The sequence below is a fragment of the Erythrobacter sp. SN6-5 genome (assembly GCF_057364945.1).
This window is the reverse complement of record NZ_CP200282.1, coordinates 73829-96373: the sequence shown is the minus strand read 5'-3', so window position 1 is coordinate 96373 and position 22545 is coordinate 73829. Positions and strand designations below refer to the sequence as shown.

Here is a 22545-nt window from a genome sequence, read left to right as displayed (position 1 = left end):
GGAGAGCACGCAATATGACCGAATACACCCAGATACTCGTCGACAAGGCCGATGGCATTGCGACCATCACGCTCAATCGTCCGGAAAAGATGAACGCCTACACCCGCACGATGGGGACGGAGATCATAGCGGCGATGGATGATATCGACGCAGACAACGCGGTGCGCGCGGTGATCTTCACAGGCAGCGGTGAAAAGGCATTTTGTGCAGGCGCGGACCTGACCCCGGAAAGCGGAGGGCAAGTGTTCTCTGATCCGAACGAAGTCGATGACCTGTCTGATGAACGTGTGCGCGATGGTGGCGGATTGCTGACGCTGCGGCTCTACGAGAGCAAAAAACCGCTGATCTCCGCCTGCAACGGCGTGGCGGTGGGCGTTGGCGCGACCATGCAATTGGCGATGGATATCCGGCTGGCTAGCGAAACCGCCCGCTATGGCTTCGTCTTTGCCCGGCGCGGGATCGTACCAGAGGCGGCCTCAAGCTGGTTTTTGCCGCGGATCGTCGGGATTAGCCAGGCGCTCGAATGGTGCTATTCGGGCCGGGTGTTTGATGCTGCTGAGGCGAAGTCGGGCGGGCTGGTGCGCTCTGTCCATGCGCCATCTGATCTGCTGCATGTTGCCCGCGACCTTGCGAGTGAGATCGCTGAAAATACCTCCGCCGTATCGGTCGCGATGACACGGGCGATGATGTACCGGCTCGCCAGCGCCGATCATCCGATGGAAGCGCATAAGATTGACAGCCGGGCAATTTACCGGCTGTCGCGCGGCAAGGATGCAAAAGAGGGGATCGCCAGCTTCCTTGAAAAACGCAAAGCCATGTATCCTGGCAAAGTCAGCGAAGACATGCCCGATTTCTATCCGTGGTGGGACGAAGTCACTTACGAATAGCGACTGCTCAACAGCCAAGCTTGCATTCGCGGCTGGTTTCATGGGAAACCAATGCTGTGAGTGATAAGGTTGCAGCGAACAAACGGAGCGCACAGGTGAGCCAAGCAGGGGGCGAACATAGGAGAGCGGGTACGGTGCAAACCGGCGCTCTCTCGACAATGCCGGGACAACTCGCGGACTTTCTCCCCTACCAGCTGTCAATTGCGTCCAATGCTGTCAGCAGCTTGATCGCTGAGCGCTATCGCAAACGCTTTGGCCTGAAGATTCTGGAATGGCGGGTGATGGCAGTGCTTGGCGATGCCAAGGATGGCACAGGGCGGCTCACACAAAGAGCCCTGACCGAGGCGACCTTGATGGATAAGGTTGCGGTTAACCGAGCTTGCAAAGTGCTTGAGGAACGCGGGCTTATCGCCCGGGCTCCCAATGCGCGCGATGGACGTTCGCACCTGCTGGAGCTGACCGAAGACGGGCGGGCCATTCACCGTGAAGTGATGCCGCTGGCGCAGGCGACCGAGAGCGAACTCTTTGCCGATTTCACAATTGATGAGCAGATGAAGTTTCGCGAGCTGCTGCACCGTATGCGCGAGCGCGCCGGATTGCTGGGCGAGGGTGGTGAAGCGGTCTGACGCGGACTCCAACCTCCCAATACAATTCGACCCCAAACAAAAAGGCCCGGCTGTGTAGCCGGGCCTTTCGTCTGTGCGCCGTTTGAGCTTGCTCCATGCCAAGCGGCGCGTTGAGTGATGTCGGACTTTATTCCTTAATCAGTGCATCCGAGATCGAGCAAGCTGCTGGACCAAGGATAACGATGAACAGCACCGGCAGAATGAACAAAATCAACGGTACGGTCATAATCGCGGGCAGACGGGCGGCCTTTTCCTCGGCGCGCATCATCCGCTCGTTACGGAACTCTGCTGACAGGACCCGCAGCGCGGATGCCAGCGGTGTACCATAACGCTCGGTCTGAACCATGGTTGTCACCACGCCTTTGACGGCGTCAAGATTGACCCGATAAGCCAGATTGTCGAACGCTTGTTTCCGCTCGTTCAGGAAGGACAGCTCAATCGCGGTGAGGGCAAATTCATCGCCCAGTTCCGGATAGGCGCGGCCCAATTCCTTGGCGACGCGGTTAAACGCGGCATCGACCGTAAGACCGGCTTCTGCGCAAATAACGAGCAGATCGAGCGCGTCTGGAAGGCCTCGCTGGATTTCCAGCGTCCGTTTGCTTGCCTTGTTGGACAAGAACAATTCTGGAGCTTTGTAGGCACCAAAGACTGCCACGGTGAGCGCACCTGCACGCTTGAACGCACCCCAGTCTGGGAAGAAATCGAGCAAGTATATTACGGTCGCTGCGATTGCCCCTATTACGATAGGCAAGATCGCTCGCAGCATGATGACGTAAACCGCGAGTTCTTTGTTGCGGTATCCTGCGTAAGCCAGCTTCTGCTGAATGTCTTGCAGTTGGCTATCCTGCAGGATCTTCATACTGTCAAGGCGCTCTTTGACCTTGTCAGTGCCTTCGGTCTTACGGACCAGGCTGGCGCGTTTTTTGGTATTGCCAGTGACAATACCAGCTTTGAGCTCGTCGCGGCGTTCTTCTAGCGCTTTAACACGCTTGGACATCGGATCTTTGATCGTCACAGCGGCATAAATCGCCATGATCACAGCAAAGGCAGCAAGGCCAGCCAGGATCGTACCGACGACAATAACGTCGAAACCAAGCAAAGTGGGGCCGGGTTGAGGATTAATCATAGTATCTCGTCCCTCACTTAGATTTCAAAGCTGACCATTTTGGCCATGATAAACACACCAATCGACATCCAAGTCAGGCCGCCCAGACCGGCAATGATAAGTCGATCCTCAGTAAAGAAGCCGCCAAGATAGCCTGGGTTGATCCACCAGATCATCGCAAAGACGATGAAAGGCAGCGAGCCAACGATGTAGGCAGAAGCTTTGGATTCAGAGCTCATCGCTTTGATTTTCAGCTTCATTTGCGAGCGTTTGCGCAAAACATCAGCCAGATTCGACAGTGTCTCTGCCAGGTTACCGCCGGTCTCGCGCTGAATGGCCAGCGTGATGCAGAAGAAGTTGAATTCCGGAATGCCAAGCCGATCAGCGGTCTCCTGGAGCGATTCCTCCATAGTGCGGCCGATGCGGATGCGTTCGGTGATGCCCTTGAACTCGATGCCCACTGGGCCTTCGACTTCTTGCGCAACAACGCCCAGAGTTTCGGTAACTGGCAAGCCAGAGCGTAGGCCCCGGACGAGCAACTCAATGCCGTCAGGAAATTTTGCGTTGAACATTGCAGTGCGCTTTTTGATCATAAAATTCACGGCCAAATGCGGAATGCCAGCACCAAGCAATAGGCCAACACCAAGCGAGAGCAAAAGTGCGCCGGATTTGATGTAAACCAATACTGCAAACACCAAGGCAAGGCCAAGGGTTGCATAGAGATATTGCGACAATGTCCAAGGCTTACCGGTGCGATCGAGCCGAATGGCCAGCGCTTCGGTGCGTGAGCTTGCGCCAGCGACCTTTTGAGCCTTTGGCTTGCGAGCCGCGATCGCTTTTTTCAGTTGCGCATCAACTTTGGCGTCGGTGCTTTGCGAATGGCGATACCTCAGGGCCTCAAGGCGTCGTTTCTGAGCCTTGCCCGAGTTTGAGCCAGTCGCGAGGACGTAGCCGCCAACGAGGACTGCAAAAATCACCGTAGTGATGAGCAGGATTTGCAAGATATCCATGCTTTCCCTTCCCGCCTTTCCTTGTTTAGGCGTGACCGATCAGCAAGCGAGGAGAGGAGCGCCGCGCCGATAATTGCCGCGAGCCGCCCCTCTAATGCTTGTTATTCAGCCGGTTCGGCCTCTGACTTGTCTTTCTTCGACAACAGCGACTTCAGATCAAACCCGCCCAAAAGCGACTTCTTCTCTTCTGTCAGTGCTTCCAAATCGTCTTCATCGGCGCCCATAATCCGCTCACCAATCTGCTTGATAACAGCAGTGGATTTGCTCGAGCGGTTGGCATCAACAAACACTTGGCCAAGCTTCGCAGCATTGGACGCGGCTTTGATGTCGTATGGAATTACGAAATCAATCTTGCGTTCAATTGATGCTTCAAAGTCAGCTTTGCTGATCTCAGCGGTGGCGTTTTGAACCTTGTTGGCAACGACCATCGGATGGGCGTGCGCAGCATTGGTTTTCAGCCAGGACAGAACGCGAATTGTGTCACGTGCAGATGCCAGGGTCAGCTCGCAGGTAACCAGAACGAGGTTAACCTCGCCCAGCAGATGCGGGAAGTTGATCAGCATATTGCGCGGCAAATCGATCACAGTCATTTCAAACGCTTGGCGGAATTCTTCCTCCAATTGTAAGAATGCCGCGCCATCAGTCATCAATGGCTGATTGATCGGTGCCTCAGCAGAGAGGATCGACAAATTATCGTTGGCGCGGATCATGGCGCGCTCAATGAAGAGCCCATCAATTCGGCTTGGATTGTCAATCGCGTCGGTCAGACCGCGACCTGGCTCCAGATCCAGCGCAAGTGCGCCGGTGCCGAAATGCACGTCAAGATCAAGCAGTGCGGTTGGCGCATTGTGTTCATCACTGAACAGCCAGGCCAGCGAAGTTGCCAGCGTTGACGCGCCAACGCCGCCGCGCGTTCCAACCACTGCGGTCGAAATATGGCGCTGCACTTGCTCCGCTTCGCCGGCTTTTGGCGAGGTGAAGACGTTGAGAGCCTGATTCAGCGAATCGTGGATTTGTTGAGCAGACAACGGCTTCAGCAGATAATCGTGAATGCCGCTGGCAAGCAGGTCACGGTAGAGACGTACGTCATTGACCTGGCCAATAGCGATCACGACAGTACCGGGTTCGCAGACCTCAGCCAGTGCGTTGATATCATTCAGCGGGTCGCCGCTTTCAGACAAATCAACGAGCAGGATGGCAGGGCTGGCGCTGACTGACAGCGATTGGATCGCATTGCGCAGTCCACCTTTGTTGCACTTCTCTGGCTGCCAGCCCATTTCGATGACCACTGGACGAAGGACGTCGAGTGCGTTGTCATCGCAGATATAGGCCGCAAATGGATCACGATTGCCGGGTAGTCCGGAATTCCAAGGCGCGTTCATGGATCAATTCCCTCCGGTTGAAGCTGCTGGCAGACCGCCCGCACCAGATGGTGCAGTGTTGCGGAACGTGTCGATGGCTTTGTTGCTTGTGGCGATGACGGTTTCGCCAGTGCCTTTGTTGCCTTCGAGTAGGTCCTCCGGATCAGCGATCATGGCAGCAAGATTGCTGTTGATTGCGCAGCCGTAATTTGGACTGGTAGCGTTGTTGTAATTCATATCCGATGTGGCTGACCAATCGGGGCAGCCTGGAACCGCTGCACTTGAACGGGTCACAACGATGCGGGCCTGGCCGGGGTTTAGGAAACCAGCCGTCGTTGGCGCTGTGTCGCTGATCAGCAGACCGTACCGACCTGCTAGATCGCTCACGGCAGTCTTTAGCGCAGGGTTGTTGGTTGGATCATCGATCGAAATGCGATCACCATAGGCCAGTTCCATAGTCTCGAACCAACCGTTGACACGTTGTTGTTCCGAGATTGGCAAACCCGAACGGTTGGTTTGCACATCAAGTGTGAAATTTGTTCGCTCGATCACCGGCTGCTTGGTGCTGTAGAGGCTCCGGTCGGTCGGCATACCGCCGCATCCAGCGAGCACCGTTCCAAGCGAGAGGGCAATGGCAATAGCGGGCAGCTTGGCCAGCTTACTGTGAGTTGCTTTGGGCATCATTCTTACCTTTCTCACTTCGATTAGAGGCTAAAGCCGGGAGCCGCGGCGTCAGCCTGACGGTCTTTTTTCCGGTCTTTTTTCTTGGCGCGGCGTTCGTCTTCGCGGCTAGAGCCGGGGACAATTGCAGCAGGATCAGCAGAACTTACCGATGGTTCCGGTGCATTCTCGTCGCCAGCAGCGGTTGGTCCAGGACGAACCGCACCGCTTTCGCTGGCGCTGTCTTGGTAACCGATCAGTTGCTGGATTTCGTTTGCCGCGCGGAAGCCGTCCGTTGGCAGCTTGATCTCATTCGCATTGACTGGTTTCACCAGATAAGGCGTGACGATGATCACCAGTTCAGTTTCGCCCTTACGATAAGCGCGCGACCGGAACAGGTTGCCGAGAATTGGAATGTCACCAACGCCTGGTGCTTTGTCGATCGAGTTCTGTGAGTTATTGCTCATCAGACCTGCGATCATGAAGCTTTGGCCAGAGCCAAGCTCGACAGTCGTTTCCGTCCGGCGGATTGTGAGAGCCGGAACCTGGAAGCCGTTGAGCGTGACCGCGCCTTGCGTAGAAAGCTCGGAAATCTCTGGGCGAACCCGCAGCGAAATTCGACCATTGGCCAGAACCGTTGGAGTGTAGGCAAGGCTAACGCCGAAATTGCGATACTCGATTGAGACCGAGCCGAGGCCCTCGCTGATTGGGATCGGGAATTCGCCGCCAGCCAAGAAGCTAGCCGTTTCACCCGAAAGCGCAGTGAGGTTTGGTTCGGACAAGGTCGTGATCAGGCCGATTTGTTCAGCAACATCAATCGCAGCCGTGACGTCCAGGCCAAAGAGCTGACCCAGAGCACCAAAGGTGGTGCCGCCAGCACTGTTAACAGCGGTGCCTGCAATGTCAGGAAGTGTTTCAAACAAGATAGCGCCTGTCACAGGATCGACAGCAACGGTGCCATCCGGGCGCAGGAGCGGTATCCGGCCGCCAACGAGAGCGGGCTGAGCTACACCATTACCTGCGGCCAATGGGCCCGCGAAGTTAACTTCGCCGTTGGTAAAGTTGCGGCCATTTCCTATGGCGCCGCGGAAACCGCCAGTTGAGGCGTCAAAAGTGGCCAAATTGCCGCCAATGTCGCGAGTGAGCGAGCGACTGACCTCTGCAAACGTCACCTTGAGATTGACCTGCAGCGGTGTCGCTGTCTTCAATCGGCTGATTACGTTTGCGCCTTCGCCAACAAAGGCTTGGACAAGGCGCTCTGCTTCAGCTGCGTCTTCCGGTGCTTTCACGGTACCGGTCAACAGAACTGTGTTGGTGCCCATGGTCGCAACGCCAATTTTGGCTTGCGGCATCGCAAGAGCCAGCATCTGATCGATGCTGCCAATGTTCGATCCAACACGAATGTTGGCGGACCAGATCACATTGCCGGACGCATTGCTGGCATAGATCGTTGTTTCACCGCCTGAGCGGCCAAAAACATACAGCTGACGCTGCGATTTGACCTGCACATCGGCGATTGCCTCGTTGGCAATGAAGACATCCGTCATCGCGCCAGGCACGGTGACCAATTGGCCGCTGCCGATTGACAGGACAACGTCCTGATCCGGGCTGTTCACTTGCTGAGCGGTGGCAATGTTTGCCGGAGCCGCAACAAGCGGAAGCGCGGCAATGCTGGCCAGCAGCATTTTTGCAGTAGACAGGCGTTTCATTTTATAGCCCCTTGATGGTTTCCATGTTGCCGTTTTGACGGCAACCAAACTTTTGATCTGGTTTGTCATGTTCTGTTCCCTCAGCGGATCAGCAATGCGCCTGCAGCAGGTGCAGTCTGACCGGCGTCACGCACATTTTGCGCTTGGCCTTGACGGAAGGAAGTGGTTGCACCGCGAACACCGCCAACTGGAACTTCGCTGGTTTGCTTGCCGCGAGTGACACGTACGGCTGGGCCGCGGTTCACAGGTGCACCGTTGATCTTCGCAGATACGCCCGGTGCGGCAGGAGTTACCCGCGCCTTCCCAGAATTCTGAGCAGGCACTGTCTTGCGTTGGAAGCGCGATACATCGCCGCCGGTCGAGAACGTGGTTCCCTTGTCGTTTGGACGGCTCATCGCTGAACGCAGGAGCTTTTCTTCTTCTTCAGGCGTTGCGCCTTCTGGAATTTTCACATCGCCAGAGGCAATTGCGCGCTCAAGTTCAGTTTGATTGTCTGCAATCGAACGTAGAACCAGGCTGAGCGTGCCGAGGGTTTGTGCAACAGCAACCTTCTCTGCGATCTTCGGTGTCACTTCGATGGTGACAGTACGGAACGCGCGAACGATGGTCTTGCTACCGTCTTCGGTTGTTGTTGTTTCGGTTGACTGGTCAGTTGCGAGCACGCGTAGATTGCGCAGTACAGTTTCCGCTGCCTTGAGCGCAGCGCCTTCACCTTTGACCGTTTGGGTCAGAACCAGGTCAACACGGTCGCCCGGGAAAACGAAGCCTGCAACACCGGTCTTGGCCGACACTGGCACTGTAACGGCGCGCATGCCTGGGCCAAGCGCCGCAGCGAGGAAGCCGCGATCGCCAGGGCTGACAAGCGAGCCTTGAGTCACAGGTTCGCCAGCGGTGACTGGGTGACGTACCACAGTGCCAAGCAATTGCGTGATGTCTGATTCGCCATCAATAAAGTAGGCATCCTGCACCAGCTCTTCCGGCCATTGCTGATAGCTCAGCGCATCGGCGGTGATGATGGTGCCGGTTGGAAGCGCGCGCTGCGCAACCAAGACCTTTGGACCGACTGGCACAGCAGCAGCCTCAACTTCCGGGGCGGCGGCCCCTGCGAACATGCTGCGTGCAGCAAAGGCAGTGCCGACCGCGATGATCAGCGCTCCGATGAGCAAAACAAGCTTCTTCCTGTCCATGGCTTTATAGCCCCCTTGTAATGGCCCAGATGAATTCACGGGCGGGTAGATTTGCGCCTTCTAAGCGCGGATTGGTTAAAATCGGGTTCACCCCAAATTCGCAGCCATTGCCGCGCTGGAGAAAATCTTCGGATAAATGACCCACAGGCCGCTAGGCCGCGATGGCCACGCCGTATGGAATTGCGATGCGTTCTTTTTGCTGACGCATGAAATGATAAGCAGCCATCACAATGGTCAGCACGCCGCCAGCCAGCGCCATGATGATCAGCAATTGCATGAAGGCGCCGGGTTCGATCCACAGCGCAAGTGCAGCCAACAGCTTCACATCGCCGCCGCCCATCATCTTGAGCGCGAACAAAAGAGCCATGGCAAAAAAGGTTATGAGTGCGACGCCGACCTGCAGGGCGACACTGGTCGGACTAAAAATGCTCGGCCCTTCCGGAAGCAGAGACATGCCACTGGCCCACCAAAAAACCGGTGCGCCAACGACAATCGCTAGGTTCAACCAATTGGCGATTCTGCGGCTACGAATGTCCGTAAAGGCTGCAAACAACAGCGCAATTGCCAAGGCAATCAGCAGTCCGTATTGGATAGTCTCACTAAACATTTGGCCCCCAAAGGTTGACGGCCAGCTCGTCTGGTCGGTCCTTCTAAGGGTGTTGCTACAGATTATGACTTACCAAATAGTAACCAACCCCGAAGGGATGAAATTAGTGACGTCTGCAATGCCCTCTTGGCGCGCCGATCGAGAGGCGTTGTAATTATGGATCGCCGGGCAATTCCCGCTGCTGCCAGCGAGAGCATTTGGCATGCGCAAGATGGCCATGAATTGCGCCGGATTGATTGGCAGATCTCCACAACTGGCGATGAAAGTCCGCGCGGCTCCATCCTGTTTTTGCCAGGCCGAGGCGACAATTACGAAAAATATCTCGAAAGCCTGGATGAATGGCACCGCGATGGCTGGCGCGTAACAGCGGCGGATTGGCGCGGGCAGGCGGGCTCTGGCCAGCTCGGTGATGACGAGGTTACCGGACACATTGATGATTTCGCGACCTGGGTGGATGATCTTGCGCATTTCTGGTCGGATTGGATCGCTGAGACGCCAGGACCGCATGTATTGGCCGGACATTCGATGGGCGGGCATCTCGTTATGCGTGCACTGATTGAACGTCGCGTCCAGCCCAAGGCGGTGGTGTTAAGCGCGCCCATGCTCGGCATGGCGGGGCCGCCGCTGCCACTGGCGGTGCTCCACGGGGCGGCAAAGCTGATGAATGTCGTCGGCGAACCAACCCGGCAAGCGTGGAAATGGAGCGAGAAGCCCGGCGAGATGCCCGCGCGCCGTCGCACTTTGTTGACCCATGATGATGAGCGCTATGACGATGAGCTGTGGTGGCGGGAGCACCGCCCAGAGTTGGTCATGGGGCCGGGCAGTTGGGGCTGGGTGGAACGCGCCTATGCCTCGACCAGAGTGCTGGAAGCACCCGGCGCAATGGAATCGGTCGATGTGCCGGTGCTCATTCTCTCGACCTCAGAAGATAAGCTGGTGAGCCATGCCGATTGCGTGCGTGCGGTAGAGCGCCTTCCCAAGGGAGAGCTGTGCGCCTTTGGCGAAGAAGCTCGCCATGAGATACTGCGCGAGGTTGATGCGGTGCGAGACCGAGCAATGGACGCAATCACCGAGTTTCTTGATCAGGTCGCGCCTAAACCTGCAAGCTGATGCCCGATGGAATCTATGACTTTGCGGTTGTCGGAGCCGGAATAGCGGGCGCTAGTCTTGCGGCTGAACTGTCCGCTCATGCCAAAGTGTTGGTTCTGGAGGCAGAGGATGCGCCCGGATACCACTCAACTGGGCGATCTGCGGCCTTCTGGGATGAGTGTTATGGTGGGCCAGGCGTGGTGCCGCTCACTCTCGCGTCAGGGCGATATTTGCGTGATGGCGGGTTTCTGAAACCGCGCGGCGCAGTGCATTTGGCGCGGGATGAAGATCTCGGTGCCCTTACCGATTTTGAGCGGACCTTTGCGGACACTGGCGTCACTATAGAGCGGCTCTCGCTCGCGGAGATTGCCGCCAAAGTTCCGCATGTTCGAGGTGAATGGCGTCATGCAGTGTGGGAGCCGGCCTGCGCGGACATCGATGTGGCGGGCCTGCACCAACATTACCTCAAGATCATGCGCCAGCGCAGCGTCGACCTTGTCTGCCGCGCGCGTGTAGCAAAACTAAAACGCTATCCCGACACCGGCCTATGGGCGGTCACGCTCGAATCCGGCGAAACTTATGGGGCCGAAAGAGTCGTGAACGCAGCAGGAGCATGGGCCGATGCGCTTGCAGTCACCGGAGGTGTCAAACCGCTAGGGATTGCGCCCATGCGCCGCACGGTCGTGCAATTGCGGGTAGCACCTGAAGCTACGGACGATCTACCACTGGTGCTCGACATTAATGGCGGGTTCTACTTCAAGCCGGACAATGGGAGATTGTGGCTGAGTCCGCATGACGAAATTCCCAGTGAGCCGTGCGATGCCGCGCCGGAAGAACTGGATGTCGCCCGCGCGATCGAGCGCTTTGAAACGGTCGTCGACTGGAAGATCGAGCATGTTGAGCGGCGCTGGGCCGGTTTGCGCAGCTTCGTGCCGGACCGTCTGCCTGTATATGGCTATGATACAGATGCCCCCGGCTTCTATTGGTTCGCAGGTCAAGGCGGCTTTGGTATTCAAACCGCGCCCGCGGCGGCGCGGTTGGCGGCACAAGAGCTTTTGGGGCTGAGCGTGGATGCAATGACCAACGGGATTGAGCGCGCGCGCTACGCGCCGCAACGTTTTGTTACAACCGATGCCTAGCCAACCTTGTTTTGATCTGTAAGCTCTCGAATCGCGGACGAATTCAAAACTACAGGAGACAATCTGATGTCGCATAAATTTGAAATCTACAAAGACAAAGCAGGCGAATTTCGTGTGCGCTTTAGCTACAATTCAGAAGTGATGTTCTCCACCCAAGGTTATTCTAGCAAGTCGAGCGCGCAAAATGCGATCGATTCGATCAAGAAGAATGGCCCTGGCGCGCCGACCGAAGACAACACCTAGGTCGCATTGGCGGCTGGCGCATTGCCGCCGCTGCTGTTGCACAATACTGATATGAGGGCGGCGTACCTGAATGGTGCGCCGCCTTTTGTTTGATCTCAGTAGATTGCGGTCACTAGGCGCGCATCAAATCGCGCAAGCACGCTTTAGGCGTTTTCGCTCTCTTCTTCGTCGCTGGCGGATGCCGCGCGGTTTGCTTGATCGCTGGCGAGCTTGTCGACACGCTCGTTTTCTGGGTGGCCGCTGTGCCCTTTGACCCAGTGCCATTCAACCTGATGCTTGGCCGAGACGTCGATTAGCTCATGCCACAAATCGGCATTGCGAACGGGTTTCTTACTGGCGTTGATCCAGCCGCGCTTTTGCCAGCCGGCAACCCATTTGGTCATCCCGTCGAGCACGTATTTGCTGTCCGAATAGAGATCGACAGAGCATGGCTCGATCAGAGCGGAAAGACCCCTGATGGCCGCCATCAACTCCATACGGTTGTTAGTGGTGTCGCGTTCTCCGCCCGACAATTCCTTCTCATGCTTGCCTAAGCGCAGCAGCACGCCCCAGCCGCCCGGGCCGGGATTGCCTTTACAGGCGCCGTCAGTGAAAATCTCGACGTGTTTCATAGCATCCACCATTGCCCGAATAGTTAGCTTACGCAAATATACCTAGGCCCACTTCGTCGTAAAAGTGCCATCGTGAGACGAATTGCAATGGGTTCTTGCGTGTGACCAATGCGTCATCCGGCGTATCGAGCCAATCCTCTGCGCGGCTTGCGACAAATCGCAGGCAGGCTCCCTTGGCGATTTCTGGCAGCAGCTCACGCTCAGCGATCTCTAGCGGGCGAACCGCCTCGTATCCTTCGATCAGCGCGCTTCCGAGATCGGCATTGTAGCGCTTGCCAGAAGGGTCAAAGCACCACGCAGCATGGGTGGTCGCAAGGTCTAAGGCCATGGTGCCTCGGCAAGCGAAATAGAAATCAATCATGCCCGAAACTTGATTGCCCAGCATCAGGACATTGTCCGGGAACAGATCGGCGTGAATGTTGGACATGGGAAGGGCGGATAAATCGAGCGCAGCTGCGGCCTTGGCTGGGCCTAGCACTGCGGGAAGTGCCTGGTCGATGCTGGCAAGGCCCGCCTCTCCGCATTTCTCCAGCACTGCAAGGTTATCGGCAAAGCCCATGGTATTGGCGCGGGTTAGCTCAAAATTAGCCGAGGCGAGATGCATTTGCGCTAGCGCGCCGCCCACTGCCCGCGCCTGAGCGACAGTTGGCTGAGTTGGTGAAACACCTGGAAGAAATTCGATCAGCGCGATCGCTTTGCCATCCAGCATCCGAAACGCGGCGCCGTCACGGTCATGGATGGTGCGCGGCACGGGGCAGCCGCCAGCTGACAGGTGATCGAGTAGGCCTAGGAAATAGGGCAGATCACTGAGCTCAATCCGGCGCTCATACATGGTCAGGATGAAACGTGTGGGTGAACCGCCTGCGCCATTGCCCGTCGTTTCGATCAGCCAGTTTGAGTTCGAGACGCCCTCGGCGATACCCTTGGCCGAGACGAGATCGCCAACATCGTAATGCGCGATCAGCTGTGCCAATTCCTCAGCGCCAAGGTGGGTGTAGACCGCCATTCGTCTGCGAGCTTCGCTGCCTTAGTCGGTCAATTCGCGCGGCAGCTTGAAGACCATCTTCTCTTCCGCTGCCGTGATTGTCTGTTCGTTGACCGGGCGCAGTTCCGTGATCTTGGCGACCACTTCGCGCACCAAGATTTCTGGTGCGGAGGCTCCGGCGGTCACGCCGAGCGTTTCCACTCCGTCGAGCCAAGCAGGTTCAATCTCATTGCTGCGCTGGATTAATTTGCCAGGCGTGCCCAGCCGCTCTGCCACTTCGACGAGTCGCAGCGAATTTGAGGAATTTGGCGCACCAATCACCAACAACAGGTCGCATTGCCCTGCGATTTGTTTGACGGCGGCCTGGCGGTTGGAGGTCGCATAGCAAATGTCCTCCGCCTTTGGGCCGCGAATATTGGGATAGCGCAATTCGAGTGCCGCGATCACTTCTGCAGTATCATCGACAGACAGAGTGGTCTGCGTCAGGTAAGCAAGCTCATCATTGGTTTCAAACGGTAGTTTGTCGACGTCTTCAACAGTCTCGACCAAGGTCATCTGGCCTTCGTCAACCTGACCCATCGTCCCGATCACCTCAGGGTGGCCCGCATGACCGACAAAGATGATGTGCCGGTCTTTCTCTAACTGACGCTCAGCCTGCCGGTGAACTTTGGAGACCAGCGGGCAGGTTGCATCGACATAGATCATATTGCGCCGCTGCGCCTCAGCCGGAACTGATTTCGGTACACCATGCGCGCTGAACACTACCGGGGCATCGTCGGGCACCTCGTCCAATTCCTCAACAAAGATCGCACCTTGCGCCTTCAGCGAGTTCACGACGTATTTGTTGTGGACGATTTCATGGCGCACATAGACCGGCGCGCCGTAGCGCTCGATCGATCTTTCGACGATCTCGATCGCCCGGTCTACGCCAGCGCAAAAGCCGCGCGGGGCCGCGATCAGCAGGGTTAGCGGGGTTTGGTCAGCTTGTCCGCCGCCTGGGGCAGACGACCCGCCATTATCGGAATTGGGAAAGGGAGCATTCATATCGCCCCCTCTAGCGCTTTGCGACGTCCGCCGCTAGGGCGTGATACTTCAGTTTTTGTGGTGCGCCGCTACTAGATGCGTGCGCATTGGATCGATTAATCGAGGACGACCCAGTTGATGACGTTTCGCAAGCCGATTTTGCCTGCTCTAGCTCTTGTTGCTGCCCTTGCTGGCTGTGCCCGCGAAGGCGAGTTGGTGGTTGATCAAGGGGTCGGTATCACCGCCGTCCTGACATCTTGCCCATCGGTCGGCATTCCTGACTATACCGGCGATATCACTGCGTTTCGTGCGGCTGGCGATCAGACGGCGGCCAATCTGGATATGACCGCGACGATCACGAATCTGCGCCACACCTGTGATGAGGGCGGCGAGAAGGTCTACAGCCAAGCGAGTTTTGACGTCCTGGCCCGCCGCACCGACGTTCGCGGCGCACGCACCGTCACGGTACCTTACTTCGTTACTGTTCTGCAGGGCGGCAGCGCAGTTGTTTCAAAACGCATTGGCGAAGTGACGATCAATTTCGCTGATGGCCAGGAGCGCGCGCAGGCCAGCGGAACCGCTGCTTCTTACATCAACCGTGCAGATGCGACCTTGCCCGCCGATATCCGTGAGCGGATCACACGCAAGCGACGACCTGGCGATGTCGATGCCGCGCTTGATCCGTTGTCTGCACCAGAGGTCCGCGCGGCGATCCAGCGAACCAGTTTTGAAATGCTGGTCGGCTTTCAACTGACTGAGCAGCAGCTGGCCTATAACGCCACGCGTTAAGTCGTTCTGCACACCATCCGGTGTGCGATTTCCTCGCTCATGCGACCAAAGGTCGCGTCGCTGCGGGCGGCCGGTCGGCCTTGCGGTCGCTCTGCGACCGTTGCTCGGACCGCGATCCTCTTGCGCAAGCAGAAAATTAAGGTAGCGCGTGCTTCCTATGACTGATCAACCAACACTCTACGCCGCCTTTGCGGCCAAGACCCACAGCGCGCTTCAGGCTTTGGAAGCGGAAGGCGTGCTGCCTGAGGGTACCAATTTCGCCAATGTTACGCTGGAGCCGCCGCGAGATCCAAGCCATGGTGATCTGGCAACCAATGCCGCCATGGTGCTGGCAAAGCAGGCGAAGACCAATCCGCGCGCGTTGGCTGAGAAAATCGCGGCGAAGCTTGAGGCGGACCCGCAAATCACCAATGCAGAGATCGCCGGACCGGGTTTCATCAACCTGCGGCTCGATCCCGCTGCGTGGCTGGCTGAGCTAGCTGCAATAGCTGCGAAGGCCGACGCCTATGGCCGCTCTGAGATGGGCGCGGGCACCACGGTGAACGTCGAATATGTCTCTGCGAACCCGACCGGGCCAATGCATATGGGCCATTGCCGGGGCGCAGTGGTAGGCGATGCGCTAGCCAGCCTGCTCGAATTTGCCTAGCCATTCGGTGGTGCGCGAATATTACATCAATGACGCGGGCGGTCAGGTCGACGTGCTCGCTCGCTCCGCGCATCTGCGTTACCGCGAGGCGCTGGGCGAGGATATTGGCGCGATCCCAGAAGGGCTCTATCCCGGAGACTACTTGAAACCGCTCGGCGCGGCGCTCGCGAAAGAACACGGCGATGCCTACGCGAACGCGGATGAAAGCGAATGGCTCGCGCTGTTTCGCGAGCAATCCGTCGATGCGATGATGGAGCTGATCAAGGCTGATCTGGCTGTGCTGGGCATTCATCACAATGTCTTTGCCTCAGAGGCTCAGTTGCACCGCGAGGGGAAACCCGATTCCGCCGAGGCGTGGCTGCGCGAGCATGATCTGGTTTATGACGGCGTGCTTGAAGCGCCTAAAGGCAAGGCCCCGCCTGAGGACTGGGAGCCGGTTGAGTTGCCGCTGTTCCGCTCGACCAAATTTGGCGATGATCAGGACCGACCGATTAAGAAATCTTCCGGTTCCTGGACCTATTTCGGTGCCGATCTCGCCTATCATATGCAAAAGGCGCAAAACGCCGATGCGATGATCAATATCTGGGGCGCGGATCACGTCGGCACAGTTAAGCGGATCAAAGCCGCGGTTGCGGCGCTGGGCGAAGGGCAGGGCAGCCCAACCCCGTTCGACGTCAAGCTGGTGCAAATGGTTCAGCTGCTGCGCGGCGGTGAGCCGGTGAAGATGTCGAAACGCTCTGGCACCTTTGTCACGCTCGCCGATGTGGCCAGCGAAGTGGGCAAGGATGTGGTGCGTTTCACCATGCTGACCCGTAAACCTGAGGCGCAGATGGAGTTTGATTTCGCCAAGGTGGTCGAGGCGAGCAAGGACAATCCGGTCTTCTATGTCCAATATGCGCATGCGCGGATCCGTTCGACCCTGCGCAAGGCAGCCGAGGCTGGTCTGGCCCCATCGGACAAGAATTTAGCGCAATTGGGCGATGAAGAGCTGGCTCTGATCCGTTTTGCCGCGCAATTCCCGCGTGAGATCGAGGCCGCCGCAAAGGCGCGCGAGCCCCATAGGATCGCCTTTTATCTTTATGATTTGGCCTCAGAGCTTCACACTTTCTGGAACCTCGGCAATGATTCGCCGCAAAAGCGCTTCATCTTGGAACAAGATGCTGGTTTAACGGGTACACGGCTTTTCCTTGCTGACGCAATCGGGCAAGTGATCCGTAATGGTCTCGGCGTGCTCGGCGTTGAGGCGGTGGAATCTATGTGAGGGCCGAGAGGCTTTTAATGGAAGGGGCCGCGGGCGGTGATGTCTGCGGGCGACAATTATGAGCGATGCAGCCGAACTTGACTTGTCAGAAGAAGAAAGCCTGCCGTGGCTGGAATCCGACGAAGAAGATGATGATGGCGGGGTAGATGCCGCCCGGATTATTGGCTTTGCCGCGATCCTGCTGGTCGTGTTGGCCGGTGTGATCGGCGCGGTGTGGTTCGTCACCAACAAAACCGGCGATCAGGAATTGGTCGCCGATGGAAGCACGATCGTGGCGCCAGAGGGCCCTTATAAAGAGCGTCCGGATGATCCCGGTGGCAAAGAATTTGCAGGTACCGGCAATGTCGCCCCGGCCGTTGGCGAAGGCCAGAGCCGTGACGGCGTAGTCGCCGAAGCGGGTGAAGGCGCCGGTTCAGGCGCTGAAAATGGTGCAGGCGCGGGCGGCTCTGATGCGGCCGGCACTGCATCGGGCAGCGGCTCCGGCGCCAATTCGGGCAGCACCGGCCCTGCCATCGCGACCCGCAGCACCGAGGATAAGCCCGCCGCAAGCAGCGCCGTTGGCGTGCAAGTTGGCGCCTATGGCACCCGCGCTAAGGCCGAGGCTGGCTGGGTCACGCTGACGCGTCAGACCAGCGTGCTCAGCGGTGTGCGTCACCGCGTCCAAAAGGGCGAGGCGGACATCGGTACGGTCTACCGTTTGCAGGCGGTGGCGGGCAATCTTGCCGCTGCGCAAAAGCTCTGTAGCGATCTCAAGGCGGATGGCGTTGCCTGCCAGGTGAAGCGTTGAGGCGACAAGTCCAGCCACTTTTCCCCACGGATCAGGGTTACCACGCTTGATTGAACCGGGCGCGCCTGCAAGGTTTCGCCAATGACACCGGCCATCTTTGGACTTTCTGGCCCCGCGCTAACCGAGGAGGAACGCGCCTTCTTTAAGGAGGCCGATCCGGCGGGCTACATCCTGTTTGGCCGAAATTGCGACAATGCAGAGCAGCTGCGCGCGTTGACGGATGATCTGCGCAGTCTGCATGGCCGTGACCGCTTGCTGGTCTCTATCGATCAAGAGGGCGGCCGGGTTGCTCGGCTGCGTCCACCGCAATGGGCGCATTATCCCGCAGGCGAGGCGTTCGACCGGCTCTATCAAATTGCACCTGCCAGCGCGATCGAAGCCGCTCGGGCAAATGCCCATGCGATGGCGCTGGAACTGTCGGCGATGGGCATTACGGTCACCTATCACCCACCGCTCGATGTTCGCCAACCGGGAACAACCGATGCGATCGGAGACCGCGCTTTGGGCAGTGACCCCGTGCAGGTTGCCGCTTTGGGACGTGCGACCCTTGATGGCCTGACTACTGGCGGAGTTGCTGGTTGTATCAAGCATATGCCAGGTCACGGCCGAGCCACAGTGGATTCGCACAAGGAAATGCCGCGAGTGGATGCCAGCGCAGAGGAATTGGAGAGCGATATTGCTCCATTTCGGACGCTTAATTCTGTTCCGATGGGGATGACGGCGCACCTCCTATTCCCGGTCTGGGATGCAGACAATCCGGCTACGTTGTCCTCCAAAGTGATTGCCGAGATCATTCGTGGGGCTATTGGCTTTGACGGCCTGCTGCTGACCGATGATATAGATATGGAAGCGCTGGAGGGCACGATCCCAGAGCGCTCGGCCAAGGCGCATGCTGCGGGCTGCGACATTATCCTCAATTGCTGGGGCAAGATGGATGATATGCGCGGTATAGCTGAGGTTCTGCCTGCCATGTCTGAAGCGACGGCGGTGCGGCTCCATCGCGCGCTGGAAAGCACTCAGCTGCGTGATGACTTGGGCGAGGCGTCCGACCTGCTCGCAAAACGCGATGCTCTGCTGAACATTGCGGAGGCGGCGGCATGAGCGCTGATGGCTTCATGCTAGAGGGCGGCAGCGGCGAAAAGCCGGAGCCAGGCAGCGTGAACAGCGCTGGCGAAGCGCATTGGGGCGATCCCGATGGCGCGGCGTCAGAAAAGAGCGAGCGTGAGAAGGCGCTCTATCTAGAGCTTGATGGTTGGGAAGGGCCGCTCGATCTTTTGCTGGACCTTGCGCGCCAGGCAAAAAGTCGACCTTCGGCAAATCTCGATCCTCGCGCTGGTCGATCAATACCTCACCTATGTTGAGGAGGCGGAGGCCATGCGGCTTGAGCTGGCCGCCGATTATCTCGTGATGGCGGCGTGGCTGGCGTATCTCAAATCCGCGCTGCTGTTGCCCAAGGATGAGCAGGAAGACCCAAGTCCAGAAGAGCTGGCGATGCGTCTGCAATTGCGGCTCCAGCGTTTGGGCGCGATGCGCGAGGCCGCAGCCCGTCTGATGGGGCGCGACCGGATTGGACGCGACATCTTCACGCGCGGCGCACCAGAGGGTTTGCGGATCGATCGCAAGACGCAGTGGAAGTGCGATAGTTTCTCACTGATCCAGGCTTACGGACAAGTGAAGGCGCGCACCGCGCCGCGTATCTATCACGTCTCTGATCGCCCGGTTATGACGCTCGACAGCGCGCTGGAGCGGGTCTCTTCCATGCTGGGCGTCACGCTTGATTGGATGGAGATTCGTGACTTCCTGCCGCCGCATGCAGAGCCGAAACTGCGCAAGTCTGCGCTCGCCTCCAGCTTCGTCGCTGCGCTTGAGCTAGCGAGGCTGGGCCGGGCAGAGCTGTCTCAGGAAGAGGCCTACGGCGCGCTGCGCATTCGCCGCCTGCGAGAGAAAGTGAGCGCGCAGTGATCGAAGGGCCGAGCGAGATCGCGCGCAGCCTAGAGGCGACTTTGTTTGCCTCTGAAGAGCCAATGAGCATTGAGGCATTGGGCACGCATCTGGGCGGGATCAGCCATTCCGATGTGCGCGATGGACTAAAAGAACTGAGCGAGTTTTACGAAAAACGCGGCGTCCATCTGGTGGAGCGCGGCAAACGCTGGCATTTTGAAACCGCACCGGACCTTGCGCATTTGCTGCGTAGAGAGCGTGAGCAAGTGCGCCGTTTGAGCCGCGCCGCGACCGAAGTGCTTGCCATTATCGCCTATCATGAGCCGGTTAGCCGAGCTGACATCGAATCCATTCGCGGGGTTCAGACCGCCAAGGGCACGCTCGATGTGCTGATGGAGGCGGGTTGGATCAGGCTGGCTGGCCGCCGCGATGTGCCGGGCCGCCCGGTTATTTATGCGACAACGCCGGAATTTCTCGATCACTTTGGGCTAAGCTCGCGCCGCGACTTGCCGGGCATTGACGAGCTGAAGGCGGCTGGCCTGCTCGACCCGGTTGATGATGCGCTGGAAGAGGCGATGAGCCCGGACACTGGCGATACAGACGAGGCGGAAGTATCGGGCAGCGATGCCGTGTCTGAGGAGCAAGACGAGGCAGATGCAGAGACCTCAAACGCTGTTGAAACTTCAGAAAACTCCGGCTCGGCTGATGCTGATACCAACTCTCCGCCGCATGCATTGGATTAGCGACTGGCGCCGCGCCGTCATCGCGCCTATATTGGCGTTCTAGGTTAAGCAGAGAAAGTCATTCCCCCATGGGTTTTAGTGTCTGGCAAATCGCCATCGTCGCCGTCGTGGTCCTCATCCTGTTTGGGCGAGGCCGCATTTCAGAAATGATGGGCGACTTCGGCAAAGGCATCTCCAGCTTTAAAAAGGGCATGAGCGAGGACGTCGACGCCCCTGCGGCCAAGCCATCGGAGCTAGCCGGGCAAATTGAACCGCCTGCGGACAAGAGCGCGGCGACGAGCGAGACCGCATCTGCAGAGCAGAAAGACGCGTCCAAGTAACCTCTGAACAGAGAGCGGCATTGCGCCGGACCAGCTAAATATGTTCGATTTAGGCGCCGCAGAATTGCTGGTCATCGTGATTGTCGCGGTGATCGTAATCGGGCCAAAGGATTTGCCTTTGGCTATGCGTACGGCTGGCCGCTGGATTGGCAAGGTCCGCAAGGTTTCCTCGCATTTTCGCACAGGCATTGATGCGATGGTGCGCGAAGCCGATCTGGAGGACATGGAAAAGAAGTGGCAGGCGCAGAACGAAGAGATCATGAAGCGCCAGTCTGGCTCGGCAGAAGCCGCCGTTGGTGAGCCGGTGATGACTGGCCCTCCGCCTGTTGCGCCCAAAGCCCAGGCGCCCGAAGTGGCGACGTCCGTAGCGCCCGAACCTGCCACGGCTGAAGCAAAGGCGACCACGAAACCTAAGGCAAGCGCGAGCAGTCAGTCAGCGGCCAAGGCGGCAAAGAAAGCGGATGGTGCCGCCGAAGCTGAGGCGAAAGAACCGGAGCTGCCGCTTGCTGCGCGCCCGAAACCCAAAGCTAAGAAGGCCGCAAAGAAGCCTGAAGTCGCTTCGAAAAGCACATCTAAGGCCAAGCCAAAACCTTCGTCGAAGAGCAAGGGCTAGAGATCGGCAATGGCTCTGGGCATAAGAGATATCGACGAGACGCAGGCACCGTTGCTTGATCATTTGATCGAACTGCGCAGCCGCCTGGTGCGCTCGGTCATTGCGCTGACACTGGCGTTTTGCGTTTGCTTATATTTCGCAGACGAGATTTTGGGCTTCTTGATTCAGCCTCTGAAAGACGCTTTTCCTGAAGGCGAGGGCCAGCTGATTTTTACCAAACTTTATGAAGTGTTCTTCGTAGAGTTGAAGGTCGCTCTATTCGCCGGGTTCTTCATCAGCTTCCCGGTGATTGCGAACCAATTGTGGGCCTTCATCGCGCCGGGTCTCTACGCGAAAGAAAAGAAGGCGTTTCTGCCGTTTCTACTGGCAACGCCGGTGCTGTTCTTAGCAGGAGGTTCGCTGGCGTACTTTATTGTTATGCCAACGGCGTTTCGGTGGTTTCTGACCTTTGAGGGCGAAGCTGGCGGTCTCAATATTGAGGCTCTACCCGCTGCTGGTGACTATCTCAGTCTGGTGATGCAGTTCATTCTCGCCTTTGGGATGAGCTTTCTGCTGCCGGTCTTGCTGCTGCTGTTGAACCGGGCAGGCATCGTCACGCGGGCGCAATTCGTTGCCGCTCGCCGCTATGTGATTGTCGGCGTTGTGGCGCTTGCTGCAGTGGTGACGCCCCCTGATCCCGGTTCACAGGTGATCCTGGCGGTGCCTCTGTTGTTGCTGTTCGAAGGATCGCTTGTGCTGATGCGCTTGCAAGAGCGCGGGCGTGGCAATGATGAAAGTGCCGAGGGCGAAGATGCGGATGCGTCGGACGAAGGAAGCATTGTGGAGGGCGGAGACGTGTCTGCCGCTGCTTTAGGGGGAGATGACGATGAGGCTGTTGGTCGTAGCGATTTGGGCGAGGTCTAGAGCTTTCGCTTAAGCTTAGCGCTTTGCCACCAACGCTGGCAAGTCTTGGTTCTTTGGCTAGCACATCAATAGCGGACGCGAATTTGATCTAGGCGTAATCCGACCGAGGGCTGTAAGTGAGATAGTTTTCGCGCCCTATGAAGGTCAGTGGAAGAATAGCTGCAACGCATTGGTGCTATCGTTCCAAGCATGTTGGCAGATTTGCTGGCGAGCATGCCTTAACATCCGATCCTTCAAAGCATCAATTACACTAAGGGCCTAAACCTGTGCTGAGCGTGCGGCCATCGCCCCACCGATTGA

General features: G+C 57.9%; 22 protein-coding genes and 2 pseudogenes. 14 read left to right on the top strand and 10 right to left on the bottom strand.

Annotated features, from left to right (window positions below):
- Positions 1-14 precede the first annotated feature (14 nt).
- A complete protein-coding gene (locus AC0V6Z_RS00480; RefSeq protein WP_472639496.1) occupies positions 15-887 on the top strand; it encodes a crotonase/enoyl-CoA hydratase family protein in 873 nt (290 codons plus the stop codon).
- Positions 888-1045: 158 nt separating this feature from the next.
- Entirely contained in the window at positions 1046-1513 is a 468-nt protein-coding gene (locus tag AC0V6Z_RS00475) for a MarR family winged helix-turn-helix transcriptional regulator (protein ID WP_472640807.1), read from the top strand.
- A 127-nt stretch (positions 1514-1640) separates the two neighbouring features.
- Here AC0V6Z_RS00475 and AC0V6Z_RS00470 read toward each other — a convergent pair whose 3' ends face one another.
- The 7 genes from AC0V6Z_RS00470 to AC0V6Z_RS00440 form a co-directional block, all read right to left on the bottom strand.
- Positions 1641-2639, bottom strand: coding sequence for a type II secretion system F family protein (locus AC0V6Z_RS00470; RefSeq protein ID WP_472639495.1), 999 nt, complete (start codon positions 2637-2639; stop codon positions 1641-1643).
- 17 nt (positions 2640-2656) lie between these two features.
- On the bottom strand, positions 2657-3628 hold the full coding sequence (locus AC0V6Z_RS00465) for a type II secretion system F family protein (protein ID WP_472639494.1): 972 nt from the start codon (positions 3626-3628) through the stop codon (positions 2657-2659).
- Positions 3629-3729: 101 nt separating this feature from the next.
- The gene (locus AC0V6Z_RS00460; RefSeq protein WP_472639493.1) at positions 3730-5010 is read right to left on the bottom strand and encodes a CpaE/TadZ family protein; all 1281 of its coding nucleotides are present in this window, start codon (positions 5008-5010) and stop codon (positions 3730-3732) included.
- A gap of 3 nt (positions 5011-5013) precedes the next feature.
- Positions 5014-5670 carry a CpaD family pilus assembly protein gene (locus tag AC0V6Z_RS00455; protein WP_486176421.1) on the bottom strand — a complete coding sequence of 219 codons (657 nt, stop codon included), beginning with the start codon at positions 5668-5670 and terminating at the stop codon, positions 5014-5016.
- A gap of 23 nt (positions 5671-5693) precedes the next feature.
- Positions 5694-7358, bottom strand: coding sequence for a type II and III secretion system protein family protein (locus tag AC0V6Z_RS00450; protein ID WP_472639491.1), 1665 nt, complete (start codon positions 7356-7358; stop codon positions 5694-5696).
- A gap of 80 nt (positions 7359-7438) precedes the next feature.
- Positions 7439-8545, bottom strand: coding sequence for a Flp pilus assembly protein CpaB (gene cpaB / locus AC0V6Z_RS00445; RefSeq protein WP_472639490.1), 1107 nt, complete (start codon positions 8543-8545; stop codon positions 7439-7441).
- Positions 8546-8696: 151 nt separating this feature from the next.
- On the bottom strand, positions 8697-9152 hold the full coding sequence (locus tag AC0V6Z_RS00440; RefSeq protein ID WP_472639489.1) for an A24 family peptidase: 456 nt from the start codon (positions 9150-9152) through the stop codon (positions 8697-8699).
- A gap of 156 nt (positions 9153-9308) precedes the next feature.
- Between AC0V6Z_RS00440 and AC0V6Z_RS00435 the strand changes: the two genes are divergently transcribed.
- From AC0V6Z_RS00435 to AC0V6Z_RS00425, 3 genes are all read left to right on the top strand, one after another.
- Positions 9309-10262, top strand: coding sequence for an alpha/beta fold hydrolase (locus tag AC0V6Z_RS00435; RefSeq protein WP_472639488.1), 954 nt, complete (start codon positions 9309-9311; stop codon positions 10260-10262).
- Positions 10262-11380: an NAD(P)/FAD-dependent oxidoreductase gene (locus AC0V6Z_RS00430; RefSeq protein WP_472639487.1), complete on the top strand. Its 1119-nt coding sequence runs from the start codon at positions 10262-10264 to the stop codon at positions 11378-11380. The genes AC0V6Z_RS00435 and AC0V6Z_RS00430 overlap by 1 nt, the downstream gene beginning before the upstream one ends.
- A 66-nt stretch (positions 11381-11446) precedes the next feature.
- Positions 11447-11623, top strand: a complete 177-nt coding sequence (locus tag AC0V6Z_RS00425) for a YegP family protein (protein ID WP_472639486.1) — start codon at positions 11447-11449, stop codon at positions 11621-11623.
- 143 nt (positions 11624-11766) lie between these two features.
- Here the strand turns inward: AC0V6Z_RS00425 and rnhA are convergent, their stop codons facing one another.
- The 3 genes from rnhA to ispH are packed head-to-tail and all read right to left on the bottom strand — an operon-like array spanning position 11767 to position 14263.
- Positions 11767-12234: a ribonuclease HI gene (gene rnhA / locus AC0V6Z_RS00420; protein WP_472639485.1), complete on the bottom strand. Its 468-nt coding sequence runs from the start codon at positions 12232-12234 to the stop codon at positions 11767-11769.
- A 28-nt stretch (positions 12235-12262) separates the two neighbouring features.
- Positions 12263-13240 carry a homoserine kinase gene (locus AC0V6Z_RS00415; protein ID WP_472639484.1) on the bottom strand — a complete coding sequence of 326 codons (978 nt, stop codon included), beginning with the start codon at positions 13238-13240 and terminating at the stop codon, positions 12263-12265.
- Positions 13241-13261: 21 nt separating this feature from the next.
- Positions 13262-14263: a 4-hydroxy-3-methylbut-2-enyl diphosphate reductase gene (gene ispH / locus AC0V6Z_RS00410; RefSeq protein WP_472639483.1), complete on the bottom strand. Its 1002-nt coding sequence runs from the start codon at positions 14261-14263 to the stop codon at positions 13262-13264.
- A gap of 117 nt (positions 14264-14380) precedes the next feature.
- Between ispH and AC0V6Z_RS00405 the strand changes: the two genes are divergently transcribed.
- The 9 genes and pseudogenes from AC0V6Z_RS00405 to tatC all read left to right on the top strand — a co-directional run bounded on the left by AC0V6Z_RS00405 (position 14381) and on the right by tatC (position 22245).
- Positions 14381-15031: a hypothetical protein gene (locus AC0V6Z_RS00405; RefSeq protein ID WP_472639482.1), complete on the top strand. Its 651-nt coding sequence runs from the start codon at positions 14381-14383 to the stop codon at positions 15029-15031.
- 157 nt (positions 15032-15188) lie between these two features.
- Positions 15189-16938, top strand: a pseudogene (gene argS / locus AC0V6Z_RS00400) (arginine--tRNA ligase).
- Between the two features lie 58 nt (positions 16939-16996).
- A complete protein-coding gene (locus AC0V6Z_RS00395) occupies positions 16997-17725 on the top strand; it encodes an SPOR domain-containing protein (RefSeq protein WP_472639481.1) in 729 nt (242 codons plus the stop codon).
- An 81-nt stretch (positions 17726-17806) separates the two neighbouring features.
- Positions 17807-18826 (top strand): beta-N-acetylhexosaminidase, encoded by a 1020-nt coding sequence (nagZ, locus tag AC0V6Z_RS00390; RefSeq protein ID WP_472639480.1) that lies wholly within the window; start codon positions 17807-17809, stop codon positions 18824-18826.
- A gap of 14 nt (positions 18827-18840) precedes the next feature.
- Positions 18841-19687, top strand: a pseudogene (locus tag AC0V6Z_RS00385) (segregation and condensation protein A).
- A gap of 62 nt (positions 19688-19749) precedes the next feature.
- The gene (gene scpB, locus AC0V6Z_RS00380; RefSeq protein ID WP_472640806.1) at positions 19750-20409 is read left to right on the top strand and encodes an SMC-Scp complex subunit ScpB; all 660 of its coding nucleotides are present in this window, start codon (positions 19750-19752) and stop codon (positions 20407-20409) included.
- Between the two features lie 68 nt (positions 20410-20477).
- The gene (locus AC0V6Z_RS00375) at positions 20478-20729 is read left to right on the top strand and encodes a Sec-independent protein translocase subunit TatA (RefSeq protein WP_472639479.1); all 252 of its coding nucleotides are present in this window, start codon (positions 20478-20480) and stop codon (positions 20727-20729) included.
- A 40-nt stretch (positions 20730-20769) separates the two neighbouring features.
- On the top strand, positions 20770-21342 hold the full coding sequence (gene tatB / locus AC0V6Z_RS00370) for a Sec-independent protein translocase protein TatB (RefSeq protein WP_472639478.1): 573 nt from the start codon (positions 20770-20772) through the stop codon (positions 21340-21342).
- A 9-nt stretch (positions 21343-21351) separates the two neighbouring features.
- The gene (gene tatC, locus AC0V6Z_RS00365; RefSeq protein WP_472639477.1) at positions 21352-22245 is read left to right on the top strand and encodes a twin-arginine translocase subunit TatC; all 894 of its coding nucleotides are present in this window, start codon (positions 21352-21354) and stop codon (positions 22243-22245) included.
- Positions 22246-22545 lie beyond the last annotated feature (300 nt).

Excerpts from the sequence above, each read along its gene's own strand:
- AC0V6Z_RS00465 (WP_472639494.1), bottom strand. The coding sequence starts at position 3,628 with ATGGATATCTTGCAAATCCTGCTCATCACTACGGTGATTTTTGCAGTC.
- AC0V6Z_RS00455 (WP_486176421.1), bottom strand. The coding sequence starts at position 5,670 with ATGCCCAAAGCAACTCACAGTAAGCTGGCCAAGCTGCCCGCTATTGCC.
- AC0V6Z_RS00435 (WP_472639488.1), top strand. The coding sequence starts at position 9,309 with ATGGATCGCCGGGCAATTCCCGCTGCTGCCAGCGAGAGCATTTGGCAT.
- tatB (WP_472639478.1), top strand. The coding sequence starts at position 20,770 with ATGTTCGATTTAGGCGCCGCAGAATTGCTGGTCATCGTGATTGTCGCG.
- AC0V6Z_RS00405 (WP_472639482.1), top strand. The coding sequence starts at position 14,381 with ATGACGTTTCGCAAGCCGATTTTGCCTGCTCTAGCTCTTGTTGCTGCC.
- AC0V6Z_RS00395 (WP_472639481.1), top strand. The coding sequence starts at position 16,997 with ATGAGCGATGCAGCCGAACTTGACTTGTCAGAAGAAGAAAGCCTGCCG.
- tatC (WP_472639477.1), top strand. The coding sequence starts at position 21,352 with ATGGCTCTGGGCATAAGAGATATCGACGAGACGCAGGCACCGTTGCTT.
- AC0V6Z_RS00375 (WP_472639479.1), top strand. The coding sequence starts at position 20,478 with ATGGGTTTTAGTGTCTGGCAAATCGCCATCGTCGCCGTCGTGGTCCTC.
- AC0V6Z_RS00450 (WP_472639491.1), bottom strand. The coding sequence starts at position 7,358 with ATGAAACGCCTGTCTACTGCAAAAATGCTGCTGGCCAGCATTGCCGCG.
- rnhA (WP_472639485.1), bottom strand. The coding sequence starts at position 12,234 with ATGAAACACGTCGAGATTTTCACTGACGGCGCCTGTAAAGGCAATCCC.
- AC0V6Z_RS00430 (WP_472639487.1), top strand. The coding sequence starts at position 10,262 with ATGCCCGATGGAATCTATGACTTTGCGGTTGTCGGAGCCGGAATAGCG.
- ispH (WP_472639483.1), bottom strand. The coding sequence starts at position 14,263 with ATGAATGCTCCCTTTCCCAATTCCGATAATGGCGGGTCGTCTGCCCCA.
- AC0V6Z_RS00440 (WP_472639489.1), bottom strand. The coding sequence starts at position 9,152 with ATGTTTAGTGAGACTATCCAATACGGACTGCTGATTGCCTTGGCAATT.
- nagZ (WP_472639480.1), top strand. The coding sequence starts at position 17,807 with ATGACACCGGCCATCTTTGGACTTTCTGGCCCCGCGCTAACCGAGGAG.
- AC0V6Z_RS00415 (WP_472639484.1), bottom strand. The coding sequence starts at position 13,240 with ATGGCGGTCTACACCCACCTTGGCGCTGAGGAATTGGCACAGCTGATC.
- AC0V6Z_RS00470 (WP_472639495.1), bottom strand. The coding sequence starts at position 2,639 with ATGATTAATCCTCAACCCGGCCCCACTTTGCTTGGTTTCGACGTTATT.
- AC0V6Z_RS00460 (WP_472639493.1), bottom strand. The coding sequence starts at position 5,010 with ATGAACGCGCCTTGGAATTCCGGACTACCCGGCAATCGTGATCCATTT.
- AC0V6Z_RS00425 (WP_472639486.1), top strand. The coding sequence starts at position 11,447 with ATGTCGCATAAATTTGAAATCTACAAAGACAAAGCAGGCGAATTTCGT.
- scpB (WP_472640806.1), top strand. The coding sequence starts at position 19,750 with ATGAGCATTGAGGCATTGGGCACGCATCTGGGCGGGATCAGCCATTCC.
- AC0V6Z_RS00475 (WP_472640807.1), top strand. The coding sequence starts at position 1,046 with ATGCCGGGACAACTCGCGGACTTTCTCCCCTACCAGCTGTCAATTGCG.
- cpaB (WP_472639490.1), bottom strand. The coding sequence starts at position 8,545 with ATGGACAGGAAGAAGCTTGTTTTGCTCATCGGAGCGCTGATCATCGCG.
- AC0V6Z_RS00480 (WP_472639496.1), top strand. The coding sequence starts at position 15 with ATGACCGAATACACCCAGATACTCGTCGACAAGGCCGATGGCATTGCG.